The following is a 26,350-nucleotide window of genomic DNA, read 5'->3' as shown; positions in this document are numbered from 1 at the left end:
ATTTTCTTTCCAGTATCTTACTCATTCACCGTGATATCGTGTTTCTTCAATAACCCACGTAACTGGTGGTAGGTTAATCCCAGCAGTTCTGCGGCCTTGCGCTGGTTAAATTTTGCCTGAGTTAACGCCCGATCGATCAAGCCTTTCTCTTGTTCCAGCAGCCACGGTTTCATGTCCAACGGTAAATCCGGCTGACCCGCTGCTGTTTGTCGTTTTTCCTGAACGGCGGGAGCCCGGCGGAAGGGGTTCAGAATGATGGCATCAAGGGGCTGCTCGCTATCGCCGTGACGATACACCGAACGTTCAACTACGTTTTTCAGCTCACGAATATTGCCCGGCCAGTCGTAATTCAGCAACGTTTCGCGTGCAGTAGCGCTAAAACCGGGAAACAACGGCAAGTGCAATTCGCGGCACATCTGAATTGCAAAATTATCTGCTAATAACATAATGTCCTGCTGGCGTTCGCGCAGCGGCGGAAGTTGCACGACGTCAAAGGCCAGACGATCGAGCAGGTCGGCACGGAACTTACCGCTGGCAGCCAGCGCAGGCAGATCGTCATTGGTGGCGCACACCAAACGCACATCAACCTGTAGCTGATCCCTGCCGCCGACGCGTTCCAGCATGCCGTATTCGATCACGCGTAGTAATTTTTCCTGCACCAGCATCGGCGCGGTGGCTAGCTCATCTAAAAATAGCGTTCCGCCGTCGGCGCGTTCGAAGCGTCCCAAATGGCGCTTCTGCGCGCCGGTAAAGGCACCGGCCTCATGACCAAAGAGCTCAGAATCGAGCAGATTCTCGTTAAGTGCCGCGCAGTTGAGGGAAACGAACGGCCCTTGCCAACGTGGGGAGAGGTAGTGCAGGCGGCTAGCGATCAGTTCTTTACCGGTTCCGCGTTCACCGATTACCAGCACTGGCTTATTCAGTTGCGCCAGTTGCGACACCTGTTCCAGAACCTCTAAAAAGCTGTTGGCTTCGCCCAGCAGATTCTCTTTTTCCTGAAGCATGATGTTCCACCGTGTTATTTTTACTAACTGTTAGCGTATTTGACTAATTTAACGAAAAGGGAAAAATAGTCAAAATTATCTATTCTTTTATTTTCAATTGGTTAAATGAATTTAAAAGTTGGCATGCTTATTGATACATGTTTAGTGACATAAGTATTATGAGATCGCGACTGGCTCGGTTGGTCACGATAATCAATCAGGCGTAATCAGACGCTGGAAATCATGAAGAGGATATAATTATGGGTATTTTTTCTCGTTTTGCCGACATCGTGAACGCCAACATCAATTCATTGCTGGATAAAGCGGAAGATCCGCAGAAATTGGTGCGGCTGATGATTCAGGAAATGGAAGATACGCTGGTTGAAGTACGTTCAACCTCGGCGCGCGCGCTGGCAGAAAAGAAACAAATTGCCCGCCGTATTGAACAAGCGCATGGTCAGCAAGATCAGTGGCAGGAAAAAGCCGAGCTAGCGCTGCGCAAAGATAAAGACGATCTGGCTCGTGCGGCGTTGATTGAGAAGCAGAAGCTGACCGACCTGATTGCGCTGTTACAGCATGAAGCTGAAAGCGTGGATGAAACGCTGGAGCGTATGAAGCGTGAAATCGGCGAGTTGGAAAATAAATTAAGCGAAACCCGCGCTCGTCAACAGGCGCTGACGTTGCGCCATCAGGCTGCGGCATCGTCGCGTGATGTACGTCGCCAATTGGATAGCGGCAAGCTGGATGAAGCCATGGCGCGTTTCGATCAGTTTGAACGCCGTATCGACACGATGGAAGCGGAAGCAGAAAGCCACGGGTTGGGGAAACAAAAATCGCTGGATCAGCAGTTTGCCGAGCTGAAAGCAGATGATGAAATCAGCGCGCAACTGGCGGCACTTAAAGCTAAAGTTAAGCCAGTAGAGTAATCAACGCGTAAACGTCATCGGAGGGGCTGTCGTTTGAAAACGGCAGCCACCATAGGGCGTATGAATAATAACTAAGGAGACACAATGAGTGCGTTGTTTCTTGCCATTCCGCTGACCATTTTCATGTTGTTTGTGGCACCGATATGGCTTTGGCTACATTACAGCCAGCGTAAAAACGGTGCTCAACTGGGACAAAACGATATGCAACGGTTGACGCATTTAACGGAAGAGTCCAGCCGTATGCGTGAGCGTATCAGGGCGCTGGAAGACATTCTGGATGCAGAACACCCGGACTGGAGAAAATCGTAATGAAAAATACGTGGTCAGGTAAAACGTTATACCGCTTACCGGAAGAAGGCATGTTGAAAGGAGTTTGCGCTGGTTTAGCACGTTATTTTGACGTGCCGGTGAAACTTGTACGGCTGATTACGGTGTTGTCGATGTTTTTCGGCCTGTTCTTTTTCACCATCGTAGCTTACATCATCCTAACGTTTATGCTCGATCCGGCTCCGGCGGGTATGGAATTTGAGGATGAAAAGGCAGCCCGTACACCCAGCCAACTGCTGAACGAGGCGGATGCGACATTGCAGGCCAGCGAACAGCGCCTGCGTAGCATTGAGCGCTATGTCACTTCGGATACGTTTGGCGTTCAGAACCGCTTTCGCCACCTGTAATCTGTCATCGGTTATACGCTTTCGCTGATGCTATCCACCGTTCGACGTGAATCGAAAGTGGGTAGCGTCGCGCTGCTTTTTTCTCCGCGATCAATGCGGTAGCCTGAATGCGCTTTTGCAACGCAACTAAACGCAACTACAGGAGTGATGGTTCATTCAATGAGTCGACTACAGAACGAGATTAACTCACTGGTCAATCGTAGCGTGGATCGCCACTTGCGGATTGCCGTCACCGGGTTGAGCCGCAGCGGCAAAACCGCGTTTATTACGGCGTTCGTCAATCAATTATTGAACACCCACAGTGGGGCACATTTGCCGATGTTTTCCCCCGTGCGTGAAGAGCGGTTGCTCGGTGTGAAACGTGTGCCACAGCGCGATCTGGGCGTGCCGCGCTTTGCCTATGATGAAGGCATGGCGGCGCTGTATGGTTCACCGCCGGACTGGCCGACGCCAACGCGTGGCGTGAGTGAAATCCGTCTGGCGCTGCGCTATCGCTCCAAAGATTCGCTGCTGCGCCACTTCAAAGATACCTCGACGTTGTATCTGGAGATTGTCGATTACCCCGGCGAATGGCTGTTGGATTTACCGCTGCTGGAACAAACCTATTTGAGTTGGTCGCAACAGATGAGCGGCTTACTACATGGCGGGCGCGTGGAATGGGCGAAACCTTGGCTAGCGCTGTGCGAGAAAATCGACCCGCTGGCCCCCGCGGATGAAAATCAGTTAGCCGAGGTGGCGCAGGCCTACACGGATTATCTTTACCGCTGCAAACAAGAAGGGCTGCACTTTATTCAACCGGGGCGGTTTGTGCTGCCAGGCGATCTGGCGGGGGCACCAGTGCTGCAATTTTTCCCCTGGCCGCAGGTGAATAATATCGGTGAAGCCAAACTGGCGCAGGCGGATGAGAAAACCAATATTGGCATGCTGCGTAAGCGTTTTGACTATTACTGTCAGTCGGTTGTTAAAGGATTCTATAAAGATCACTTCGTGCGTTTCGACCGACAGATCGTTCTGGTCGATTGCCTGCAACCGCTCAATAGCGGCATTCATGCGTTTAACGATATGCGGCTGGCGCTGACCCAACTGATGCAAAGTTTTCACTACGGTAAGCGCACGCTGTTCCGACGTTTGTTTTCGCCCTGCATCGACAAACTGATGTTTGCCGCGAGTAAAGCGGATCACATTACCGCCGATCAGCACGCCAATCTGGTGTCTTTGCTTCAGCAACTGGTGCAAGAAGCCTGGCAGAATGCCGCGTTTGAAGGCATTGATATGCGCTGCGAAGGCATTGCGTCAATCCAGTCAACGCAGAGCGGCGTTGTCGATCATCAGGGGCAAAAAATTCCGGCGTTGAAAGGGCATCGGCTCAGCGACGGCCAGCCGTTAACGGTCTATCCCGGTGAAGTGCCTGCACGTCTACCGGGTGCAGCATTCTGGCAAACGCAGGGTTTCCACTTCGATCAATTTCGCCCGCGCGAGATGACGGTAGACACGCCGTTGCCGCATATTCGGCTGGATACGGTCATGGACTTTCTGCTAAAGGATAAATTGCGATGAACGAGCCATTAAAACCACGTGTCACGTTCGACGATGTTTCACCACAAGCGCCACAGCCACAGCTACGTGCCGGGTTGGCATTTGACGAACAGAGTGGCACGCCTTTTTCCCCTCTCAGCCGCGAAGAGGAAGTGCCGGAAGAAGGCGTGGCGGAAGAAGCGATCAGTGCGGCGTTGCGTCCTAAACGCAGCCTGTGGCGGCGTATGGTGATGGCGGGAATAGGGCTGTTTGGCGTCAGCGCGCTGGCACAGGGCGTACAGTCGCTGCATAACGCCTGGATACAACAGGATTGGATCGCGCTAGGTGGTATTACGGCGGGTAGCCTGATTGTGGCGGCGGGCGTTGGCTCGCTGGCCGTTGAGTGGCGACGGCTCTATCGCCTGCGAGAACGCGCGGAAGAGCGCGATGTGGCGCGCGATCTTCTGCACAGCCACGGTGTGGGACGTGGACGCGAATTCTGTGAAAAACTGGCGCGGCAAGCGGGGTTGGATAGCGGTCATCCAGCGATGCAGCGTTGGCAGGCTTCACTCCACGAAACCCACAATGACCGTGAAGTGCTGGAATTGTATGCGCGTCTGGTTCAGCCCGTGCTGGACACACAGGCACGGCGTGAAATCAGCCGCTCGGCGGCGGAATCTACCTTAATGATCGCCGTCAGCCCGCTGGCGTTGGTGGATATGGCATTTATTGCCTGGCGTAATTTGCGGCTGATTAATCGTATTGCCGCGCTGTACGGTATTGAACTGGGTTATTTCAGTCGCGTTCGCCTGTTCCGACTGGTGTTGGTGAATATCGCGTTTGCCGGGGCATCGGAGCTGGTGCGGGAAATTGGCATGGACTGGATGTCGCAGGATCTTGCCGCACGGCTATCAACGCGTGCCGCGCAGGGCATTGGTGCCGGTTTGCTGACCGCACGTTTGGGCATTAAAGCGATGGAATTATGCCGCCCACTGCCGTGGTTAGATGACAAACCACGCTTGGGTGATTTCCGCCGCGAACTGATTGGTCAGGTGAAAGACACGCTGCAAAAAGGGCGGTAATGGCGGAGATGTGTGACATCGTCATTTGTCATGATTCACATACAGCGCAGGGCTATGACGGGTAGTACCGTTGTTACAGAATCGTGTGTAGGATAAATACTCCTTATTTCTGTATAACAGGACGTTTTTATGATTTCCGGTAAAACATTGACGCTGGCGGCGCTGTCGCTGTCAGCAGCCATTTTCTGTTTACCTGCCAGTGCCCAGTTGGTATTGGCGCCTGCCGATGCTGAACGTTACGCGCAAAACAGCTTTCCTGAGTATCTCGAATTACTGACGTTGCCCAACGATGCCGCTGTGCCCGCTGATATCCAGCGTAATGCCGACTGGTTGGAAAAAGCTTTTCAGACGCGCGGTTTTACCACGCAGCAGCTGAAAAATGGCGATAAACCGTTGGTTTATGCTGAGCTGGGAACGCCAAAACCCGATCGTAAAACCATCCTGTTCTACATGCATTTTGACGGGCAACCTGTGAATCCGACCGAGTGGCAAACACCACCGTGGCAGCCTGTGCTAAAAGAAAAAGATGCTGCCGGAAAATGGCAAACGCTGCCTGAGTCGCGTCTTCTGAAAGGGGATATCAACCCGGAATGGCGCATTTTCGCCCGGGCATCGGCCGATGATAAAGGGCCGATCGTGATGTTTCTCGCTGCTATGGACGCGATGAAAGATAAGGGTGTGGAACCCGCCGTCAACATCAAAGTGCTGCTGGATTCCGAAGAAGAGAAAGGTTCACCCGGCCTGACGACGGTGATGGCGGAGCATCTGGCGTTGCTGAAAAGCGATGGCATGGTGATTTATGATGGTGCGATGCCGTCCAGCAATCGCCCTGGCATCAACTTTGGCAATCGTGGGTCAATCCAAATTGACATGACGGTTTTCGGTGCGAATGCCGCTGCGCACAGCGGTGGTTATGGCAATGTTATTCCAAATCCGGTGCAAAATTTGGCTACGTTGCTGGCCAGCATGAAAGATGCGGACGGCAAGGTCACGATCCCCGGTTATTATGACCGCGTTACGCTCAGCGATAGCGATAAAAAACAGGTAGCTGAGACTGCCCCCCCGGCCGGTGCGCTGGAAAAACGCTTTGGCGTTGCACAGTTAGATAAGGTTGCAGGCAATGCGGCAGAGGCAGTGCAGTATCCTTCGCTGGATATTCTCGGTATTAAAGCCGGAGATACGGGAAAGAAAGCATCCAATGCCATTCCATCCACTGCAACGGCCAGCGTGAATATACGCACTGTACCGGAGACGTCGCCGGATGATATGTACGCGCTGTTGCGCCAGTATATCGCCAGCAAAGGTTTTCATATCATTGCTGGAGAGTCGCCTACACAAACTGAACGTGAGCAGTATCCGCATCTGATTTCACTTCACCTGACAGCCTACCCAAGCAGCGCCTATGCAGCCAGAACCGAGATTGATTCACCGTTGGGCCACTGGGCAGTCACGACAACCACCGCACCGCGCGGCATTGCGCCGGAGAAGAACCGTATGATGGGCGGTACGCTGCCGATGAGTGGTGCAGTCAGCGTGTTGAAGGTGCCATACGTGATCGTCCCTCTGGTTAATGCCGATAATAATCAGCATAGTTTTGATGAGAACTTACGTCTCGGTAACTATCTGGAAGGCATCCGAACCATTGTCGCGATGGCAACGACGCCACTGTCTTAACCCCGTATCGTTATTGACGTGGAAAAAACGTACAGATGTGTCAACTTTTGCTGCCACCTTACTTCATCCGGTGCAAACGAAAGGGTATTATCAGTAGCAATAGCCATGTCGTGTCTCTTGAAGAAGGTAGCCGTTGATGCATCTGGAAGTAATTTGTAAAGACCGCATTGGTATGGTCCGTGAACTGTTAGACCTGCTTGCGTCACGCAATATTGATTTACGCGGCATTGAAATTGCGTCTATTGGTCGTATTTACCTCAATTTTGCCACACTCGATTTTGATGATTTCCGCCTTCTGATGTCGGAAATTCGCCGCATCGACAGCGTTAGTGACGTGCGTACCGTGGCGTTTATGCCGTCTGAACGCGAACATCGGGCGCTGAATGCGCTGCTGGAATCGATGCCCGAGCCGGTGTTTTCACTGGATATGAAAGGGAAGCCTGAACTGTTTAACCCCGCCGCATTGGCGCTGTTTGAACAATCGGCAGAGACCATCAGCGAGCTGACGATTGCCACGATGATCCCCGGTTTCAATTTTGCCAACTGGCTGGAAAAGAGCGGCTCCGTCGTAGCGGAGCGCGTGGTGATTCGAGGTCAGGATTTTCTACTGGAAATGACGCCAGTTCGTCTGGAGGATGATGCCGGTAAAGCCGCAACGGCGGGGGCATTGGTCATGCTGAAATCGGCCGTACGTATGGGCCGACAGTTGCAGAACCTCACGGTGAATGATGAAAATGAATTTGATCACATCGTGGCGATTAGCCCCAAAATGCGTCAGGTGGTGGAGCAGGCGCGCAAGCTAGCGATGCTGGATGCACCGCTGTTGATCGTCGGCGATACAGGGACGGGTAAAGATATGCTGGCGCGAGCCTGCCACCTACGTGGGCCGCGCGGCAAGAACCCTTTTCTGGCGCTGAATTGTGCAGCGTTGCCCGATGACGTGATGGAAAGCGAACTGTTTGGGCATGCTCCTGGCGCGTATCTCAATGCGCAGGAAGGCAAGAAAGGGTTCTTTGAGCAAGCGAATGGCGGCTCCGTTTTACTGGATGAAGTCGGTGAAATGTCGGCACAGATGCAGACTAAGCTGCTACGTTTCCTGAATGACGGCACATTCCGTCGCGTGGGCGAAGATCACGAAGTTCATGTGGACGTGCGGGTGATTTGCGCAACAAAGAAAAACCTGCTGGAACTGGTGCAGCGAGGTGAGTTCCGCGAGGATCTTTATTATCGCCTGAATGTGCTTACGTTAATGTTACCGCCGCTGCGTGAGCGTCCGGCCGACATTATGCCGCTGGCTGAACTCTTTGTAGCGCGTTTTGCTGATGAGCAGGGCATTCCTCGCCCCAAATTAGCGGCAGATGTAGAACATTTTCTGCCACAGTACGGCTGGCCGGGTAACGTTCGACAGCTGAGAAATACCATTTATCGGGCACTGACGCGGTTGGAGGGTAATGAATTGCATATGCAGGATATCGATCTTCCTGCGTTTTCGATTGATGTGCCACAAGATGAAACACTGCTTGATGGCTCGCTGGACGACATCAACAAACGTTTCGAACGCTCTGTGCTGACCCGCCTTTATCAATCTTATCCAAGCACACGCAAACTGGCGAAACGGCTAGGGGTATCGCACACGGCGATCGCCAACAAACTGCGGGAGTATGGGCTCAGCCAACGCAAGGCGGTAGGGGATGATGAGGAGTAAGTAACAAAACGGCTGCGCAAGCAGCCGTTTTAGTCTGAACAGGAGGGTAATAGATTTAGGCATACCACAAATCAGAGGAGGTGGGGATGGTTAGACGGTCTGTAATCATCTCTGAGTGTAATTGAACGTATTGGTCAACAAGCTGATCCATATTACTGGCATGTGAAGCTGCGGCATTAGAATAATTAGGAACTACAAGAGACTTAAATGTTAACCCCAAATCGCCAGCATCGTAGTTTTCAATTATTGCTTCCGCTGGTTCTAGGTTATCAAAAGATGCAGATACAAAGAGTGTTGTTCCTGACAAGGTGTAGCGAACAATGAACTGATCGCCCAGCGTTTCATCAATCATATTCCTGCTTCCGCCAAGCGCAGGTGAAAAATTCATCGGATTAGGGATCGCCGGATAAAATACAGCGGTATCACCATCTTGAAGTGTTGCGCTTCCTCCTGGATTTGGTGAGCTACTGCGAATAATGAATCCACCTTTTAGTTCTAAGCCAAGATCTTTTTGGTTAGTTAACTGATTTGTAGAAGAGAGATTGATGTACAGTTTGTCATTGCTATCGGCATCTTTGATAGTATTTATTCCTTGAGTAATAACAAATTTATCTGCACCTCCGTTGCCGTAAATAGTGTTGTCGCCCCTTCCGCCAACAATAATGTTATTGTCACCATTTCCGTATAATACATCATCAAATGATGTACCAATGATGTTCTCTATATTTCTGACGGTGAGAGAACCTTCACCTTCAAAGGGAAAAACAATTTCATTACCTACTAGTGAAAGTTCTACGCCATGGTTAATATGAGAAAGGTCAATCGTATACGCTTGAGTCGTTATTGACTTCACGCGCGCCCTGTAACCACGTATAGACTTTGAAATACTCACCTACATTTATGCTAGGTATAGGAAGATAACTGAGGATTTTATCATATAGCGGAACAGCGAGCGATTTAGCTCCTGTTCCAGCTTGGAACAACTGTTTATCGAGTAATTCCCCAAGCTCCTTTTGTTGGGGTTTTGATAAGATAAATCCGCCATTTCCGTAATGGTATTCATAGGTGATCGCCATATATCTATCTCCATATTATATAAGGTTCAATTAGGGGCGCTCTTCTTCCAGGGATAATCTTTAACCACAGCCTGTTCTAGTTCGGCTCTCAGATGTTTATCAAAATTAATAACCTCGGTAAGCGGAAACTCCTTGGGGTTAAATTCATAGCGAAGGTTCACCGTCGGGAAAATTTTATAGCCTACTTCGCAGTCGGTTCCTCCAGAAATGGCAAACATACAAAAAATAGCGAGTCTCTGATTAAAAGGGGCGGAATATACCTCAGGATCAATCATCCAGCTTCCTGCCTCCTCCACGTCATATCGATCCGGGCGTGCAGGGTTTTTCTCATATAAACAGGCCGTCATGTTAGGAACTAGCCCTGTTTGTTTTGGTCGTATTTCACACATCTTGTCATGGCGATTATCTAGCTGAACCCCCCAATGATCCGGCGTTGAGCTGAATAGCTGAAATTTCCGTAACGGCCAGGCTTTGGGCCAGTCAGGACGGTCTCCCAGCTTTCCGTTGAAATTGCGGCTGAACAATAAACTTTGCTGGCTTAGCGGATTGCCTTTACACCCGAGAGGCTCGCTAGGATCGGGCGGGAGTGGCAGGGTTTCGCCATCGCGTAAAACAGGGTCGTGCAGGATGCTGAGCTGGTCGATAGAGATATGGAATACCGTATCGCGCAAGGCAACATAGGCTTTGCCCTCAGGGTCAGGGATGTGGCACTTTTGTGGATCAAACGTGAATGACGCTTCACTGCTCTGGCTAAAAGCAAGCCCAGAAAATAAAGCGACTATTTGAAGGGGAAGTAACAATGTTCTCAACAGCGATCACTCCTGTGAATAGCACTAACATATCAGAGTTAGCCATGGTGCAATTACTTCCTATTTTCCATATCTATTATTCCACATGGGAAATAGTTTTTATTATTGGCATCGTATTTGCTGTGATAAAAATGCCAAAATCTGGCGAGGACGTTGATATAAAATGTAGATGTTATAGAACAATTAATTCATTCATATCATAAGCGTGATAAAATGAATAATTAATAAAAATTCATGTTCGAATAGAGATAATATGATCAATCAAATAACCCAATTATATGTATGGGGAATCGATAGATATTAAGATAACAAAACGGCTGCGCAAGCAGCCGTTTCTTCACAATTATCAGTACGAATAACTTACAGCGTGACTTATTTCAGTACAGCCAGCGCAGCGTCATAGTCTGGTTCAGTGGTGATTTCGTTCACCAGTTCACTATGCAGCACATTGTCGTTTTCATCCAGCACCACGACAGCGCGAGCGGTCAGACCTTTCAGTGCGCCATCGGCGATAGCGACGCCATAGCTTTCTTTGAATTCACCGCCACGCAGGGTAGACAGTACAACCACGTTGTTCAGACCTTCCGCGCCGCAAAAGCGAGACTGCGCGAACGGCAGATCGGAAGAGATACACAGAACAACAGTGTTATCCAGTTCAGAACCCAACTGGTTGAATTTACGCACGGACGCGGCACAAACACCGGTATCGATGCTTGGGAAAATGTTCAGGATTTTGCGTTTGCCAGCATAGTTGCTGAGTGAAGCATCTGACAGGTCTTTAGCGACCAGAGTAAATGCGGGTGCTTTGCTTCCTTTAGCTGGAAATGACCCTGCTACTGGCACAGGATTGCCTTGAAAATGTACGTTCTGTGACATGTTTGCGTCCTTAATTACAGGTGATTAACACGCTGCTCAGTTTAGGGCAACATTAGCAACATTGGTATAAAAATTACGATTAAAATTGCTGGCTTAGCAACGCGACCATCGCGTTAAGGTAGCATTCGCTGGCCGCATCTGCCGAAATGGGCGGAAGCTCAGCGGTAATGCAATGAAGCGAACGATCGGCGCACCAGCTTCCGAAAGAGCCGGGTGTGTCGTAGCCGATACTCGATACTAACGGCAGCTCGCACTGTTGCGCCAACCAGCGACCCAGTTCGGAGCGGTGCGGATCTTCAATACAGGCGAGTGGCTCATGAAAAGAGACAACCCAGCGCGGATTAAGTTTCTCAATCAGCGTGCAAAGGGCTTTCGTTTCCGGCTCTGAGCCCGCGGTTTCTCCCGTGGATAACTCGACATCACGTTCATCTGCGGCGCTATTCCAGCGATAAACCGTACTCCCCGGCTGCCAATTGCTGGCTGGGAAATTGCGATTCAGATCGACGCCGTTAGCATTGGCACGTAGACCCAACTGACAGCCATCAGGATTGACCGCAAGAACAACGTGATGGCGTCTCTGGCCTGAAAATAGGGTACGAAGCGCGCAGGAAAGCGCCACCACGGCCGCAGTTTCATCACCGTGTGTTCCGGCAATAATCAGTCCGCTTTCTGAAGGCGCTAATTCGGCTGGAAAGTAGAGTAATGGTGCGCCCAGCAGCGATTTTCCATAAGGTTCACCCAGCGACGGCAAATTACCTCGTTGCTGGCGAGCCTGAAGAGGAATAATTGTGTTTTCCATGATATCGCCCTGTGGTTACCGATGGATGCGTTTTATCATAAAAAAATCGCTCCAGAGACGCAAACGGTGATACGGATTGACAAATTGCAGGCGTATTGCTGGATGATAGCGATGATTTCTGACTATTATATTCTTCAATCATTTCATTATACTTTCAGGTCAAATCATCATGCACCATGGATATTCTGCATTTTATGCCGCGTTGATGGCGGCCATGGCGGGCAATGCTGTTGCGGCGCAGGTTCCAGCGGGAACGATTCTGGCTGAGAAACAGGAAATTGTTCGCCACATTAAAGATGAACCCGCTTCTCTCGATCCGATAAAAGCGGTGGGGTTGATGGAAGCGCAAGTGGCGCGCGATCTGTTTGAAGGGCTGGTCAATCAGGATGCCAAGGGTAACATCGTCCCTGGCGTAGCGCTGCGTTGGCAGACGACCGATAACCGCACGTTTATCTTTACCCTACGCGATAATGCCCGCTGGTCTAATGGTGAACCCGTCACCGCAAACGATTTTGTCTATAGCTGGCGTCGTCTGGTCACGCCTGAAAACAGCTCGTCATTCGCCTGGTTTGCCCGACTTGCAGGGATTCAGAACGCTGAGCAGATTCTCGCCGGCAACATGCCTGCTGAGCAGCTCGGTGTGACCGCGGTTAATGACCATACGCTGAAAGTGCAACTCAGCAAGCCAGTGCCTTATTTTGTCAGCCTAACGGCAAATTTCAGCCTATTTCCGGTACATCAGGCCACGGTAGAAAAATTCGGAAATGACTGGACGAAACCGGGAAATCTGGTCGGAAATGGTGCGTTTAAGCTGGATCACCGTGTTGTTAACGAGAAGCTGGTGCTTACGCAGAATCAATATTATTGGGATAATGCTAACACGCGCCTGACAAAGGTGACTTTTGTTCCAGTCAATCAAGAGTCAAACGCGACCAAACGCTATCTGTCTGGTGACATCGATATCACCGAGTCATTTCCTAAAAATCTGTACCAGAAGCTGCTGAAAGATTTACCCGGCCAGGTTTATACGCCGGATCAGCTTGGCACCTATTACTACGCGTTTAACACGCAACGTGCTCCCACCAATGATGTCCGGGTGCGAAAAGCGCTGTCGTATGCCATCGACCGAAAAGTGATTGCAGAAAAAGTATTGGGAACAGGAGAAAAGCCGGCCTGGCACTTCACGCCGGATGTCACCGCAGGCTTCAAACCTACGGAAAGCCTGTTGCAGCAATATTCTCAGGATGAGCTGGATGCGCAGGCAAAAGCGCTGATGGCAGCGGCGGGCTATGGTCCAAACAATCCGCTGAAATTATCGCTGTTGTACAACACGTCGGAAAGCCACCAGAAGATCGCGATTGCCGTGGCATCTATGTGGAAGAAGACATTAGGTGTTGACGTACGGTTGTCCAACCAAGAGTGGCAAACCTACATCGACAGCCGTAATAGCGGTAATTTTGACGTCGTGCGGGCGTCCTGGGTCGGTGATTACAACGAACCCTCGACATTCCTTTCACTGCTGACTTCGCACCACAGTGGCAATATCGCTCGCTTTAAAAATGCGAGTTACGATCGCGTACTGGATGAAGCGGGTAATCAAACTAACCCGCAGGCGCTGAATGCGGATTACAACCGGGCAGAGCAGTTGCTGATGGATGAAGCGCCGATTGCGCCAATCTATCAATATACCAACGGACGCTTGATCAAGCCGTGGGTGAAAGGCTACCCCATTACTAACCCTGAAGATGTGGCATATAGCCACATGCTTTACATCGAAAAACATTAGGTTTCGTACCAACATATCCCGTGGTGTGGCGATAAAGTCAGCGTAGTTATGAGAGCCATGCTGGTTAGCAAATCGCAGAGCTGATAGCAAAAGAACTGATAGCAAAGCCGTTGGAGGCAAGACGTGGAATTCTTGGCAGGAAAAGAGTTGCAACACAGCGGTGCGGTTCATGCGTATCAGTTGGATGGAAAGGGGGGCGTGACTCCGATTGGCGAGCAGGATGTGGTTAACAGTGAGAAGCCCTGCTGGCTACACCTGGATTCAACCTTGCCTGCCAGCGTGCGCTGGTTGAATAAAACGATGCTGGTGCCGGATAGCGTACGCAATGCGTTGGCGGGGGAAAGCGCTCGTCCCAGAGTGACGCGTTTGGGTGAAGGTACACTGATCACGCTACGCAGCATTAACTTGAATGCCAATGCGCGACCGGATCAACTGGTGGCCGTTCGCGTGTTTATTACCGACAAGCTGATTATCTCTACCCGACGCCGTAAAATACTGGCGATCGACGAGATTCTTACCGATTTGAAGGAAGGCAATGGCCCGACCGATAGCGGAAATTGGCTGGTCTCGATTGCGGAAGCATTGACCGATCATACCAGCGAGTTCATTGATGATTTGCATGAGAAAATCATTGATCTGGAAGACGACTTGCTGGAGCAAAAGATTCCGCCGCGCGGCGAGCTGGCGCTGATCCGCAAACAGCTTATCGTGTTACGCCGCTATATGACGCCACAGCGTGATGTATTTTCGCGTATTTCCGGCGAGAAACTGCCCTGGATGCAGGATGACGATCGCCGCAGAATGCAGGAAATTGCCGATCGATTAGGGCGCGGGCTGGAGGATTTGGATGCCAGTATTGCGCGCACCACGGTACTGTCGGATGAAATCACTGCGCTGATGACCGAAGCGATGAACCGCCGTACCTATACGATGTCGCTTTTGGCGATGGTTTTCCTGCCGACGACGTTCTTAACTGGGCTATTTGGCGTCAACTTGGGGGGAATTCCCGGCGGCGATGCACCGTTTGGTTTTTTCACGTTCTGCCTGATGTTGGTGATATTGGTGGGCGGCGTTGCATGGTGGTTAAAACGCAGTAAATGGCTATAACGACTTGCGGTGAGTGGGAGCGTAGATACTCACAAACTGTCGCGAAGGGTTAAAAAACCACGCGTAAATTGAGCAATATCAACATTTTTTACCTTGTTGTGCGGCACTATCATTCCCGCAGGTGAATGCAACGTCAAGCGATGGGCGTTGCGCTCCATATTGTCTTACTTCCTTTTTTGAATTACTGCATAGCACAATTGATTCACACCATGCCGACAGTTTTGTCGGCTTTTTTTTGTCCCTCGATCTGGCCTTCCCATTTCATCCCAAGCCACACCCTTCGGGCCGTCGCAAGCGACGTTATAAAATGCCTTTGGCATTTTATTCATTAGCTTACTACGCTTAAGAGAACGCGCTGGCGTTGTTTGACCAGCCGTAACGCATGTCTGTACTGCTTCAGTAGCTGGATTTGCCTTAACATTATCCAACACCGAGGAGGAAAATATGCTCACTCAAGACGCGACGGATTATCTGCAAGCTGACACGGTTCCGGTTGAACCGATTCCCATTATACCGAACGATCCGACACCTCGTCCGCTTCCCGATCCTCCGCCCATTCCTGATCCACCACCGACAGGGCCGGAACACGAACCTGTAATTGAACCACCGCAAGACCGATAGCGGCACGCTACGTAACAGAAAACGGCAATAAAAAACACGGTGGTGAAATAGCAATCGCTGCTTCTTACCACCGTGTCTCTATTCTTTACGGTAATGCCATTCCCTCACGAGAATGTCGCGCTTATTTTATTTCCAGCACGTCAAGGCGGGCGAGTGGCGGTACCTCGTCATCATCTTCCGGCTGCCAGCCAGCAGGTTGTAACGGTAACTCTTCACGGTCAAAAGCCAAATCACCGCCATCCACCACGTCGCTACCGTGGCGAATGCCTTTAAAATCGAACAGCGCATGATCGGCAAGATGAGAAGGTACAACGTTCTGCATGGCGCTGAACATGGTCTCAATACGGCCAGGATAGCGTTTATCCCAGTCGCGCAGCATATCTTTAATCACCTGACGTTGTAGATTTGGCTGCGAGCCGCATAGATTGCACGGAATAATCGGATATTGGCGTGCTTCTGCGAAACGTTCGATATCTTTTTCACGGCAGTAGGCAAGAGGGCGGATAACGATATGTTTGCCATCGTCGCTCATCAGCTTCGGCGGCATACCTTTTAGCTTTCCACCGTAGAACATGTTCAGAAACAGCGTTTGCAGAATATCGTCGCGGTGGTGACCAAGGGCGATTTTTGTCGCGCCGAGTTCCGTCGCGGTACGGTACAAAATCCCGCGACGCAGGCGTGAACACAGTGAACACGTGGTTTTGCCTTCTGGGATCTTATCTTTCACAATACCGTAGGTATTTTCTTCGACGATCTTGTACTCCACGCCGATGCTATCAAGATATTGCGGTAGGACATGTTCTGGAAACCCTGGCTGCTTCTGATCCAAATTCACCGCGACCAGAGAAAAGTTAACAGGCGCACTCTGTTGCAGATTGCGCAGAATTTCCAGCATGGTGAAACTATCTTTCCCACCGGACAGGCACACCATAATACGGTCGCCTTCTTCAATCATATTGAAATCAGCGATAGCTTCGCCGACGTTACGACGCAGGCGCTTTTGCAATTTGTTGAGATTGTATTGTTGTTTCTGGTTAATCTGTTGATTTTCTTGCATTTTTATCTGTGCTCGTTGCAAAAGGCGTTGCGGATAGAAAACGGTTCAATGCAGGCGCCAACACGCTCTGCACGATCATGGCGTGTATGGTACGGATTACGGCGACGAATGCCAGATCGTTTTACTGAAGTGTTCCACAATTGCCCGATGGACGAGAAAGAGTCGCTAACTTTTTGCTCACTCAAGGTAGAAAAACGAACCGTAAATATTGTATTTCGGTAAGGTCATAACGTCGTGTTCGGCACAGATGGTTTCATGCTCAGCAAATCACTACAGAGGGTTGTCTGGCAATGACGTTATGGCTCGCTTCATGTCGGCGTTATGTTTCTTGTTATTGAAAAAAAAGGATATTCATTTCCTACGTTGTTCGGTGTATAAGCATCGTTTAGATTGGTTTATGGCGTTATTAACTTAAGGAAGAGTTATGATTTTTGTTCGTTCAGAAAATATCAAAAGTAACCACTGGCTGGCGAAGATCGCGCGTGGAGACTGCGGAGTAGAAGGTACATTTGGGCATCTTGCTATTGCGTTGCTTCTGGCTGTTATCGATCATCTTTTAGTCCCATATATTACAGACGGCAGTGTTAGGGTGGGATACCTTGCGATAGCCGCTATGGTTTTTTATGGTATTTATGTCGCTAATATTGGCATGGGATTCTGGCGTCTGGCGCGGAAATTATCAGGAGAGGTTAAGAGATTTCTGCTGCGTATTTTAGCTGCTGGTTGTGTGATAGTGGGAGTTTCGGCGATCTTTAATGGGTTGATTATAGTCTTTGCGTTACTGGTTTTCTGAGCACATAGATTTGCTTGATCAATGATCAATCAATATATAAAGAAACGGTGTCAAAACGCCTTTGAGTGGATATTCAAGTAAAATAGGAAAGTCTGGGTAACTAAGAAAGTCAGTGTCATTCTATAAAAACTGAATTATAAAATAACACCACGGACAGGGAAGTAATCCAACCGTGGTGTCATCTCTTTAATTATATATTATTGCGGCAGAATTTCTTCAATTTTAGTAATATGCGCATCGCCACTTAATGGCTTATAAATGTGGATTTTGACAATTTTTAGCGGTGCATCTGGCGATGTTACCGTGCCTTTGGTCAGGAAGGAGTAGTTTGTACCGGACACCACCTGCGTTGCGACAAACAAAGGGGTGTAAGCCACGCCCAGCAGATGTACGGTAGATTTAAAAAGCGCTTTATCTGCATCATCCAAATCACGAAAAGCAGTCCATCCACCAAGAAGTTGATCTGACATTATTTCACCTCATTGAATTTTATTGATAATGTTATTGCTGTTATGCTCTATTTACTTTCCGAGAGCACTGGAGTGATGTTATTCGATGTGGTTTTATTCAGCAATGATTATCTATCGATTTCTTTATATAAATAAATCTTAGAGATATCAAAAAAACAATAATTGCATTTTTATTTCTAGTGAAGGAAAGAGATGCAATCATGATAAATGAAATGATTTTATATCTAATCATTATTAGAATTATTTAAAATACTGGCTGCTGAGTTTATTTAATAAAATAGATAAACCCTCCTATTTTAAAGATAAATTCATGGAAGCGTGCTGAGCGTGAATAAAGCACGACGTTTGCCACATCGTTTCGACTGATGAGTGATGGTTTTGTCGTCGCCTCTGGTTCCGACTTAGGGGCGTATACCTTTTACTTCACGATCGCGGTTGCCGATGTGAGGCTTGATGGATATAGTCTTTATCTGAAAAGTCATTCTCTGGGCTATGGCGCAAAGTGTAGTGCCGGAAGCGACAGCCCACCCGATCCGAGGCCAAAACATGAAATTATTGCCATGGTTATGTACTGCTGCTGCGTTGTTGCTGGCGGGATGCAGCAATCATAGTGAAAGTACGGCGGCTACCCAACAAAAAACCACGCAAAATGATGATGAAAGTGTCGCCGTGCTATTGAAAAGCAGTTCTCCGATTGACGTTAACTGTACGCTGATTGGTGGGACGATGGCGGTTTCCAGACAGCTTGATGGTGCAAGCGTGGGGGCCTGTCAGTTAGCCAATGGCAAGCGCTGTAGTGAGCAATCGCTGATGAATGGCAGTTGTCCGGCAGGGTAAGTCCTGCGGCAGTTTACACTGCCGCAGGAAAAGTTAAGATGTAACCAGATTGGCGCAGGGCGTGTTCTGGCTGATGTCTTTCAGATTCTGTAGCGTGGTTTGAGAAATGCTGGTCAGCGCTTCTTCGGTCAGGAAAGCCTGATGCCCGGTAAACAGTACGTTGTGGCACGCCGATAGGCGGCGGAAAATGTCGTCCTGGATCACATCGTTAGATTTATCGGCAAAGAAGAGATCGCGCTCGTTTTCATAGACGTCCATCCCCAGCGCGCCAATTTTTTGCTGCTTCAACGCATCAATAGCGGCCTGCGAGTCGATCAATCCGCCACGGCTGGTGTTGACGATCATGACGCCATTTTTCATTTGTGAAAAGGCCGCCTGATTGAGCAGATGGTGATTTTCCGGCGTCAGTGGGCAGTGCAGGGAGATGACGTCTGCGTTGGCATACAGCGTTTTGAGATCGACATACTCCGCGCCTAGCTCCAATGCCTGTGGGTTCGGATAGGGATCGAAAGCCAGCAGGCGCATGCCAAAGCCTTTCAGAATACGCATGGCAGCTACGCCGATTTTTCCAGTGCCGATAATGCCCGCTGTCCGGTTATGCATGTTGAACCCAATCAGCCCCTCTAGAGAGAAGTTCGCGTCGCGGGTACGCTGATAAGCGCGGTGAATACGGCGGTTAAGTGTCAGCATCAGACCCACCGCATGTTCGGCGACGGCTTCAGGGGAATACGCAGGAACGCGTACGACGCTGATACCTAGCTCCTTGGCGGCTTCCAAATCGACATTGTTAAAACCAGCACAGCGTAACGCCAGCGTTTTGATGCCTAACTCTGCCAGTTCGGTCAGCACTTCGCGGCCGCCGTCATCGTTCACGAAGATGCAAACGGCCTGACAGCCCGCGGCTGTTTTTGCGGTGCGCGAGGTCAGCATGAAATCAAAAAATTCCAGTTCATAGCCAAACTGTTGATTGACCTGCTCCAGATATTTACGGTCGTACTGCTTAGTGCTGTAAATTGCCAGTTTCATTGATAGTTTCTCCGAAAAATCCTCAGATTAAGCTATCAGAAAATCGGGCGGTGACAAACCGTTACCTGACTGACAGTAACGGTTTGCAAATAAGAGGTGTAACGGCGTAAGAGCGGGTTTAGCGAGGGATGCTGAAGACCGACACGGCTTCAGACATGGTAGCAATCTGTTGTTCCAAGCTGCTGATGGCAGAACTGGAATGGGTAGCCAAAATGGTGTTCTGGCGGGTTAATTCATCAATGTTATTCACCGCTGAGTTAATTTGCCCCAGCCCTTGTGATTGCTCTTGTGTCGCCAGACTGATTTGATTCACGAGCTGCGTAACCTGCTGCACCTGCGTCAGTATATTTTGCATTGATTGGCTGGTGTGATTGACCAATTTATCGCTGGTGTGAATGTTGGTAATGGTGGCATCAATGATCTCTGCGATGTCTTTGGCTGCGGCGGCACTTCGCTGCGCCAGAATACGGACTTCCCCCGCAACGACGGCGAAGCTCTTGCCTTGTTCCCCAGCATGCGCGGCTTCTACAGCCGCATTGAGCGCCAGAATATTTGTCTGGAACGCCAGATTATCCAGCACGCTGATGATATCGGTGATCTCTTTACTGGAACGAGTCATGGTCGCCATGGTGTCCGTTACCTGACTGACTGCTTTCTCTCCCGCATCGACGGCCTGATTGGCATCACTGGCACAGCGTGTCGCTAACTGGGTAGCCGAAGCGTTACTTTTAATCGTCGCGGTCAGTTGTTCCACTGAGGAAGCGGTAGATTGCAAACTTTGTGAGGTATCTTCGCAGCGCTGACTTAGCGTGTAATTCCCCGATGCAATCTCGCCGCAGGCGTGACGCAATTCTACCAGCTTGCCGTTGACATCATCGACAAACGTGCGGAAATTCATACCGGATTGATTGACGGCGCGTAATAGCATACCGACTTCGTCCACTCTATTAAGTTGAAACGAATTATCTGCCTGCCCAGATGCAGAATTAATAGCTTGGTGGAGAATTTTTTCTAGTGGTTTTGCCAGGTGCTGAACTAATAATTCACTGGTTATTGTCGCTCCAGCGAGTAGCACTAAAACAAAAACGAGTAGCGGTGTAGTAAGAGGAAGGGTAGTAAGTAAGAAAAGTAGCGTGAAGAGCATGAAAAGGAAAATGTAGCTTCGTATCCGCCAACGTACGGGAATGACGTTAAATAAGCTAAGAAGTTTTAACGGCCCTTTATAAATCAATAATCCCTGATAGAGCCGACGGTTTTTTAATTTATCCTCGTTCATTCGGCGGTAAAGTGACTCTGCTTGTCGAACCTCTTCCGGTAACACGCGTGTTCGCACCGACATATACCCGGTTATTTTCCCTTCCTTCATCAGCGGTGTTGTACTCGCTTTCACCCAATAGTAATCGCCACTCTTACGGCGATTCTTGACGACAGCAGTCCAGATTTTACCGGCCTTCAGCGTTGCCCACATGTCGGCAAACGCCTGTGGGGGCATGTCTGGGTGGCGAACGATATTATGAGGTTGGTGGAGAATCTCCTCAAAGTCGTAACCACTGGCATCAATAAAATCGTCATTTGCATAAGTGATATGGCTATCGGTAGTCGTAACCGACATTAGCTTGGCTTTTTCATCTAATAAATACTGAATATCACTGACAGGAAAATTCTTACGCATTTATTGATCCTTTTAGTATAAGCAAGCATAAATATGATGTTTTTAGATCCATGAACTCACTGAAAAGCGATTAATGCTCTTTAATTAACGGCAATATTTCTGAAATAATTAGTGAGGACACTTATCTGTTGTTACTAATTTCTAATGTTATTTTTTCTTCAGGAAATTAGTTGTCTGGCTTGACTCGCTGCAAGCGCTTGTGCCGATGACCAAAAGCATTCATTTGTTAAGTATATTATGACTCTGCGAATTTGCACTGTGGGCAACGTACGTTAAATGATGGGGATCAGATGATGGACGCCCAGAGGTGAGCGCCCGTGAAAACGAGGTTATCGGGAAAGGCTGAAGACAGAGGCTGCCTGTACCATACTCGATATTTTCTGTTGCAGATGATCGGTAGCCGAGTGCGATTGGCTGGCCAGTGCGGTGTTTTGATGCGTGAGTTCATCAATGCGATTTACCGCTTCATTTATTTGTTCCAGTCCCTGAGATTGTTCCTGCGTTGCGAGGCTGATCTCATTCATTAAATTGGTGACATGTTGTACCTGAAGTAGAATATTGCTCATGGATTTGTGCGTATGTGAGACCTGTTGTTCACCAGTGCGAATGCTATTCAGCGTTTCGTCGATGATAGTCGAAATATCGCTGGAAGAGGTGGCGCTACGCTGTGCCAGAGAGCGAACTTCACTGGCGACGACCGCAAAACTTTTACCCTGTTCTCCCGCATGTGCCGCTTCGACGGCAGCATTAACGGCAAGAATGTTGGTCTGAAACGCAAGGTTATCCATGACGCTGACAATATCTGTAATGCGTTCACTGGAACGCGTGATGGTCTCCATGGTATCAGAGACCTGGCTCACAGCCTGCTCGCCAGAGTTGACGGCCTGATTCACATCCTGCGTATAGATTGAGGCTTGAAGCGAGGCTTCCGCGTTGCTTTTGATCGTTGCGGTTAGTTGCTCCACGGACGCCGCCGTTTGTTGCAGGCTTTCTTCGGTTTCCTCACAGCACCGTGCCAGCGTGTGGTTACCTTGCGCGATTTCATTACAGGCGTTTTTCAACTCGCTCAAATTGGTGTTCACATCGTCCACAAAGGTGCGGAAATTCATGCCGGACTGGTTTACCGCGCGCATTAACATGCCAATTTCATCCACGCGGTTAAATTGTGTCAGGTTGTCTGCTTGTCCGGCGGCGGAACGCATAGCCTGAGACAAGATTTGCTCAATAGGGCGCGCGACATGGTGCACCAGAAGTTCACCACTGATAAAACAGCAGGCAATGAGCAGCGGGAAGAGTACGGATGCCAAGGCGGTTCCCGCTAATAGCGCATAGGCGGCGACGAGTGGGAGCAGGCTAAAAAGCAGAAAATAACTGCGGATACGCCAGCGTAGCGACATGGTTTTAAAAAGGCTCAGGGCACGCAATGGTCCGGTATAAATGAGCAGACCATGGTGGAAGGTGCGGTATTTTAATTTACCGCTGTTCGCGCTGGCATAGAGCGCCTCTGCCTGATGAATTTCTTCGGCTGATGCTGCGGTTCGCACAGACATATATCCGGTAATCTCACCGCCTTTTCTCAGCGGCGTGGTGCTGGATTTTACCCAATAATGGTCGCCATTTTTACGCCGATTCTTCACAATTCCTGTCCAGATATTACCTGCACGCAGCGTTTTCCACATATCCGCGAAGGCGGCTGGTGGCATATCCGGGTGGCGGATAAGATTATGGGGCTGTCCCATTAACTCATCCATGCTATAGCCGCTGACATCAATAAAGTCTTTGTTTGCGTAGGTAATGTGGCTTTCTGGCGTGGTGACCGACATAAGTCTGGTTTTTTCAGAAAGAGGGAGTTGATGGTCGGTGACTGGGGTGTTATTACGCATAAAGCAGTCCTTGATATGCTGTGTCCGAATACTGATTTAACATGAGGCATACCCACGAAGATGAATCAGCAGATAGCGGTAATGGTTCAGGTTGCTCATGGCTTTTTTACGGCGAGTCGGGCAAAAGGAGACAATCCTGATATCCGATCGGAAACGCTTTGTTCATGATGAGATAACGCGATTCATTACAAAATATAACCTCAATTAAACATTTTACCACGAAAGGGTAATAAGCCTGTATGCACAATAGGGGTAAATGTGAGGTGGATAGAATTGTTTGTTAAAAAAAAGAGCGATTTGTGAATGAATAATCGACAGGTCAATGCAGCGCTGGTTTTTACAAATAGTTAACGGGATGCTTAATAGTCGCTAATGATTAAAAAATATGCACTTCCAATGGCGTTCCTGCTTGTCACTTTGCTATTGGTTTCTTGGCGGACGACGCCGCAGTGGTTGCCGCGCCTTGCCAATATCTGGCTACCGACTGGCATGTCTTTGACTATAAAGGATACGCTGGGTTGGCAGAATCGCGGGTTACATAGCAAAGGCTTTAGCATTAAGGCTGGAGAATGTGTATTGCTTGATGTGCAGAATATCACGCTGGGTTGGCATCGCTGGCAGTGGCATGCTGATCTTGATGCTGTGACGTTAAACAGCGACTGCCTGCAATATGTGCCAGCGAGCCATAGCACTGAGCCACCCGCGCAACTGTCGCAGTGGCAAGAATGGTTGCCTGTTGTCGCTATTCAGGTGAAAAAATTTACGTTACCACCCTGGCAGGACTATGCCGGACAGGTGCGGTTTAGTAGCACGGGTAAACAGCAACAGACGCTCGATTATCAGGGCGATCAGTTAGCGTTTAGGGCAGAACTGAATGATAAACGTCTGACTCTGCATGAGAGCATGCTCGCAACACCGGCGGGTTTTGTGCGTCTGCAAGTCAGCGGAGAGATGGAATTAGCCGATACGCTGGATACCGCGCCAGTACAGGGACGTCTCATTGGGAAACTGGATTCAGGGCAGACGCCGGACCCGCTTTCTCTCCTGCTGAATTGGCATAATCAGCGAGGCGAACTGGTGCTGAATGCCGCGCATGATGAAGCACCGCTGATCTCGCTGCCGTGGCAATTGACGGATGAGGTGATTCAAGTTTCTGACGGTATCTGGCGGTGGCCTTATGCGGATCAGCCGCTCTCTGGGCAAGTGGCGATGACATTGCAGCATTGGCGGCAAGGGTTGGATGCCACCACGATTAACGCGCGTTTGAATATGCTGACGCAAGGACATAACGGTAAGGCTAACGCCGTGCTGGTACTCGGGCCAGGTAATATTGGTCTGCTCAACAGTGAATTGCGCTTTCAGCTTACCGGACAAGCTAATTTACCTGCGCTCTCCTTCACGGCGACGCTACCGGGGGTTTTACAGGGCTCTATTCTTAATCCCGAACTCTCTCTTTTACCGGGCGCACTGTTGCGTGCCTGGGGAATGCCCGCGCCGCAGATTTATCTTGAAGAAGCGCGCTGGCCGCTGGCGGGCGTTCGGGTGAGTGCGACGGGCGTGAATGGGCGGCTACAGGCGATTGTTAAAGCGCGGGAAGCATACTGGGGGCGTTTTAACCTACACCTTGACGGTCAGGCGCAGGATTTCTGGCCGGATCAAGGACAGTGGCAATGGCGGTATTGGGGCAACGGCCGCCTGCCACCGCTAAAAGGGCAATGGGACGTGGCAGGGCGAGGGCGCTGGCAGGATACGTTGATAGAAGTCAGCCAACTATCGAGTGGGCTGGATCAGCTCGGCTATGGCATTGTGACGGTACACCAGCCTCGCCTGACGATTACTGAGCCGATTCGTTGGCAACGCGCCCGTTCAGGCGAACATTTTCAAGGGGCGCTGCAATTAGTCTCAGAGCGGACAAATTTCAGTAACGGTGGCTACTTGCCGCCTTCATTGCTAACGCTGGCGATGCAGGGGCGTAGCCCGGATGATTTCCAGCTACAGGGGCAGCTACAGGCTGAAGATATCGGGCCAGTCAAGCTGCGTGGGCGTTGGGATGGGGAACGGCTACGCGGTGGGGCGTGGTGGCCAATGCAGCCACTTAAGGTGTTTCAGCCTCTGCTTTCCCCGTTGTTGAAAATGAACATCCGCGCCGGGCAGTTTTACGCTCAGGCGGCATTTTCCGCTGCGCGTAAAGAAGGGTTCAGTGCGGGTGGACACTGGGTGGTGAAGAATGGCGGACTGTGGCTACAGGATGGTGAAGTCAGCGGGGTAAATTTTGTCCTGCCTTACCGCCTGAAAGATCAACGCTGGCAATTGGGCGTCAGACAACCAGTCACGCTGCGAATTGACGTGTTGGACAACCTGTTTAGGATGAGCAATATCCGCGTCGATCTACAGGGTTTTTATCCGTACAGCGACCGACGCCCTTTGGTTATGTCTCAGGCCGATCTGGACGTATTGGATGGGCATATTGGGCTGTCTACGCTACGCTGGCCGCAGCGTGAACCGGCGCTGTTCACCGTTAAGCGCATCGATCTCAGCGAACTGACGACAGCGCTGAAGCAAAAGCAGTTTGCGCTGTCAGGGCGTGTGAGCGGCACACTACCGCTGAATTTCAATCATCCGACCATGTTGATTGAGCGCGGGCGTATTACCAATGATGGTTTCCTGACGCTGCGGCTGGATGATCAACTGGCAGATGAGTTAGCGAGTAAAAATCTGGCGGGAGGCGCGGCGATTGGCTGGTTACGCTATCTGGAGATCGGGCGCTCCTATGCCACACTTGACCTGAATAACCAAGGTGAGCTGACATTAACGTCGAGGGTGCAAGGGAAAAATCCGCAGCTCAGCGCAAACCGACAGGTCATTCTTAACTATCGCCATCAGGAGAATATCTTCCAGCTCTGGCGAAGTCTGCGCTTTGGCGATAACTTGCGGGATACGTTGGAACAGCAGGCGAATGAATAAACTCAAGGCAGAACA

At 49.9% G+C, this 26,350-nt stretch carries 24 protein-coding genes and 1 pseudogene; 13 read left to right on the top strand and 12 right to left on the bottom strand.

What is annotated here, in order from left to right:
• Positions 1 to 17 precede the first annotated feature (17 nt).
• On the bottom strand, positions 18 to 1,004 hold the full coding sequence (pspF, locus tag A6301_RS02745; RefSeq protein ID WP_234257056.1) for a phage shock protein operon transcriptional activator: 987 nt from the start codon (positions 1,002 to 1,004) through the stop codon (positions 18 to 20).
• 239 nt (positions 1,005 to 1,243) lie between these two features.
• Between pspF and pspA the strand changes: the two genes are divergently transcribed.
• The 7 genes from pspA (at position 1,244) to tyrR (ending at position 8,559) form a co-directional block, all read left to right on the top strand.
• A complete protein-coding gene (pspA, locus tag A6301_RS02740; protein WP_234257055.1) occupies positions 1,244 to 1,909 on the top strand; it encodes a phage shock protein PspA in 666 nt (221 codons plus the stop codon).
• An 84-nt stretch (positions 1,910 to 1,993) separates the two neighbouring features.
• A complete protein-coding gene (pspB, locus tag A6301_RS02735; RefSeq protein WP_107167539.1) occupies positions 1,994 to 2,218 on the top strand; it encodes an envelope stress response membrane protein PspB in 225 nt (74 codons plus the stop codon).
• Positions 2,218 to 2,583: an envelope stress response membrane protein PspC gene (gene pspC / locus A6301_RS02730; RefSeq protein WP_107167538.1), complete on the top strand. Its 366-nt coding sequence runs from the start codon at positions 2,218 to 2,220 to the stop codon at positions 2,581 to 2,583. Before pspB ends, pspC begins: the two co-directional genes overlap by 1 nt.
• 159 nt (positions 2,584 to 2,742) lie before the next feature.
• A complete protein-coding gene (locus tag A6301_RS02725) occupies positions 2,743 to 4,140 on the top strand; it encodes a YcjX family protein (RefSeq protein ID WP_107167537.1) in 1,398 nt (465 codons plus the stop codon).
• Positions 4,137 to 5,180, top strand: a complete 1,044-nt coding sequence (locus A6301_RS02720) for a YcjF family protein (protein WP_205542656.1) — start codon at positions 4,137 to 4,139, stop codon at positions 5,178 to 5,180. The genes A6301_RS02725 and A6301_RS02720 overlap by 4 nt, the downstream gene beginning before the upstream one ends.
• 129 nt (positions 5,181 to 5,309) lie before the next feature.
• Positions 5,310 to 6,854, top strand: a complete 1,545-nt coding sequence (locus A6301_RS02715) for a M20/M25/M40 family metallo-hydrolase (RefSeq protein ID WP_234257054.1) — start codon at positions 5,310 to 5,312, stop codon at positions 6,852 to 6,854.
• Positions 6,855 to 6,990: 136 nt separating this feature from the next.
• Entirely contained in the window at positions 6,991 to 8,559 is a 1,569-nt protein-coding gene (gene tyrR, locus A6301_RS02710) for a transcriptional regulator TyrR (RefSeq protein ID WP_234257053.1), read from the top strand.
• A 55-nt stretch (positions 8,560 to 8,614) separates the two neighbouring features.
• Here the strand turns inward: tyrR and A6301_RS02705 are convergent, their stop codons facing one another.
• The 5 genes from A6301_RS02705 to mpaA form a co-directional block, all read right to left on the bottom strand.
• A complete protein-coding gene (locus tag A6301_RS02705; protein WP_234257052.1) occupies positions 8,615 to 9,412 on the bottom strand; it encodes a hypothetical protein in 798 nt (265 codons plus the stop codon).
• Positions 9,378 to 9,635 (bottom strand): hypothetical protein, encoded by a 258-nt coding sequence (locus A6301_RS02700; protein ID WP_234257051.1) that lies wholly within the window; start codon positions 9,633 to 9,635, stop codon positions 9,378 to 9,380. The genes A6301_RS02705 and A6301_RS02700 overlap by 35 nt, the downstream gene beginning before the upstream one ends.
• A 26-nt stretch (positions 9,636 to 9,661) precedes the next feature.
• On the bottom strand, positions 9,662 to 10,444 hold the full coding sequence (locus A6301_RS02695; protein WP_234257050.1) for a hypothetical protein: 783 nt from the start codon (positions 10,442 to 10,444) through the stop codon (positions 9,662 to 9,664).
• Positions 10,445 to 10,816: 372 nt separating this feature from the next.
• Complete coding sequence (gene tpx / locus A6301_RS02690; protein ID WP_005972398.1) at positions 10,817 to 11,320, bottom strand: thiol peroxidase; 504 nt, start codon at positions 11,318 to 11,320, stop codon at positions 10,817 to 10,819.
• A gap of 79 nt (positions 11,321 to 11,399) precedes the next feature.
• The gene (gene mpaA / locus A6301_RS02685) at positions 11,400 to 12,119 is read right to left on the bottom strand and encodes a murein tripeptide amidase MpaA (protein WP_107167527.1); all 720 of its coding nucleotides are present in this window, start codon (positions 12,117 to 12,119) and stop codon (positions 11,400 to 11,402) included.
• A gap of 169 nt (positions 12,120 to 12,288) precedes the next feature.
• On the opposite strand from mpaA, the gene A6301_RS02680 reads away from it, so the two are divergent.
• The 3 genes from A6301_RS02680 (at position 12,289) to A6301_RS02670 (ending at position 15,633) form a co-directional block, all read left to right on the top strand.
• Positions 12,289 to 13,905 carry an ABC transporter substrate-binding protein gene (locus A6301_RS02680; protein ID WP_304622709.1) on the top strand — a complete coding sequence of 539 codons (1,617 nt, stop codon included), beginning with the start codon at positions 12,289 to 12,291 and terminating at the stop codon, positions 13,903 to 13,905.
• 123 nt (positions 13,906 to 14,028) lie between these two features.
• The gene (zntB, locus tag A6301_RS02675) at positions 14,029 to 15,012 is read left to right on the top strand and encodes a zinc transporter ZntB (protein WP_234257049.1); all 984 of its coding nucleotides are present in this window, start codon (positions 14,029 to 14,031) and stop codon (positions 15,010 to 15,012) included.
• A gap of 444 nt (positions 15,013 to 15,456) precedes the next feature.
• On the top strand, positions 15,457 to 15,633 hold the full coding sequence (locus tag A6301_RS02670; protein ID WP_165800617.1) for a hypothetical protein: 177 nt from the start codon (positions 15,457 to 15,459) through the stop codon (positions 15,631 to 15,633).
• A 121-nt stretch (positions 15,634 to 15,754) separates the two neighbouring features.
• Here A6301_RS02670 and ttcA read toward each other — a convergent pair whose 3' ends face one another.
• Both ttcA and A6301_RS02660 read right to left on the bottom strand, forming a co-directional pair.
• A complete protein-coding gene (gene ttcA / locus A6301_RS02665; protein WP_107167524.1) occupies positions 15,755 to 16,690 on the bottom strand; it encodes a tRNA 2-thiocytidine(32) synthetase TtcA in 936 nt (311 codons plus the stop codon).
• A 77-nt stretch (positions 16,691 to 16,767) separates the two neighbouring features.
• A pseudogene (locus A6301_RS02660) lies at positions 16,768 to 16,925 on the bottom strand (site-specific integrase); the annotation flags it as partial.
• Positions 16,926 to 17,114: 189 nt separating this feature from the next.
• Here A6301_RS02660 and A6301_RS02655 point away from each other — a divergent pair.
• Positions 17,115 to 17,483 (top strand): hypothetical protein, encoded by a 369-nt coding sequence (locus A6301_RS02655; protein WP_234257048.1) that lies wholly within the window; start codon positions 17,115 to 17,117, stop codon positions 17,481 to 17,483.
• A 197-nt stretch (positions 17,484 to 17,680) separates the two neighbouring features.
• Here A6301_RS02655 and A6301_RS02650 read toward each other — a convergent pair whose 3' ends face one another.
• On the bottom strand, positions 17,681 to 17,953 hold the full coding sequence (locus A6301_RS02650) for a hypothetical protein (protein ID WP_107167522.1): 273 nt from the start codon (positions 17,951 to 17,953) through the stop codon (positions 17,681 to 17,683).
• A gap of 546 nt (positions 17,954 to 18,499) precedes the next feature.
• On the opposite strand from A6301_RS02650, the gene A6301_RS02645 reads away from it, so the two are divergent.
• On the top strand, positions 18,500 to 18,790 hold the full coding sequence (locus tag A6301_RS02645) for a DUF333 domain-containing protein (RefSeq protein WP_107167802.1): 291 nt from the start codon (positions 18,500 to 18,502) through the stop codon (positions 18,788 to 18,790).
• 33 nt (positions 18,791 to 18,823) lie between these two features.
• Here the strand turns inward: A6301_RS02645 and A6301_RS02640 are convergent, their stop codons facing one another.
• The 3 genes from A6301_RS02640 to A6301_RS02630 form a co-directional block, all read right to left on the bottom strand.
• Positions 18,824 to 19,816: a 2-hydroxyacid dehydrogenase gene (locus A6301_RS02640; protein ID WP_107167521.1), complete on the bottom strand. Its 993-nt coding sequence runs from the start codon at positions 19,814 to 19,816 to the stop codon at positions 18,824 to 18,826.
• Positions 19,817 to 19,934: 118 nt separating this feature from the next.
• The gene (locus tag A6301_RS02635; protein ID WP_205542646.1) at positions 19,935 to 21,488 is read right to left on the bottom strand and encodes a PAS domain-containing methyl-accepting chemotaxis protein; all 1,554 of its coding nucleotides are present in this window, start codon (positions 21,486 to 21,488) and stop codon (positions 19,935 to 19,937) included.
• 329 nt (positions 21,489 to 21,817) lie between these two features.
• A complete protein-coding gene (locus A6301_RS02630) occupies positions 21,818 to 23,371 on the bottom strand; it encodes a PAS domain-containing methyl-accepting chemotaxis protein (RefSeq protein WP_107167519.1) in 1,554 nt (517 codons plus the stop codon).
• Positions 23,372 to 23,743: 372 nt separating this feature from the next.
• Between A6301_RS02630 and A6301_RS02625 the strand changes: the two genes are divergently transcribed.
• Positions 23,744 to 26,335 carry a YdbH family protein gene (locus A6301_RS02625; protein WP_205542643.1) on the top strand — a complete coding sequence of 864 codons (2,592 nt, stop codon included), beginning with the start codon at positions 23,744 to 23,746 and terminating at the stop codon, positions 26,333 to 26,335.
• Positions 26,336 to 26,350: the final 15 nt, after the last annotated feature.

The organism is Pectobacterium sp. IFB5596, from assembly GCF_021432585.1.
In the GTDB taxonomy this organism is placed as follows: Bacteria; Pseudomonadota; Gammaproteobacteria; order Enterobacterales; family Enterobacteriaceae; genus Pectobacterium; species Pectobacterium punjabense.
This window is presented reverse-complemented; position numbering and strand designations above follow the sequence as displayed.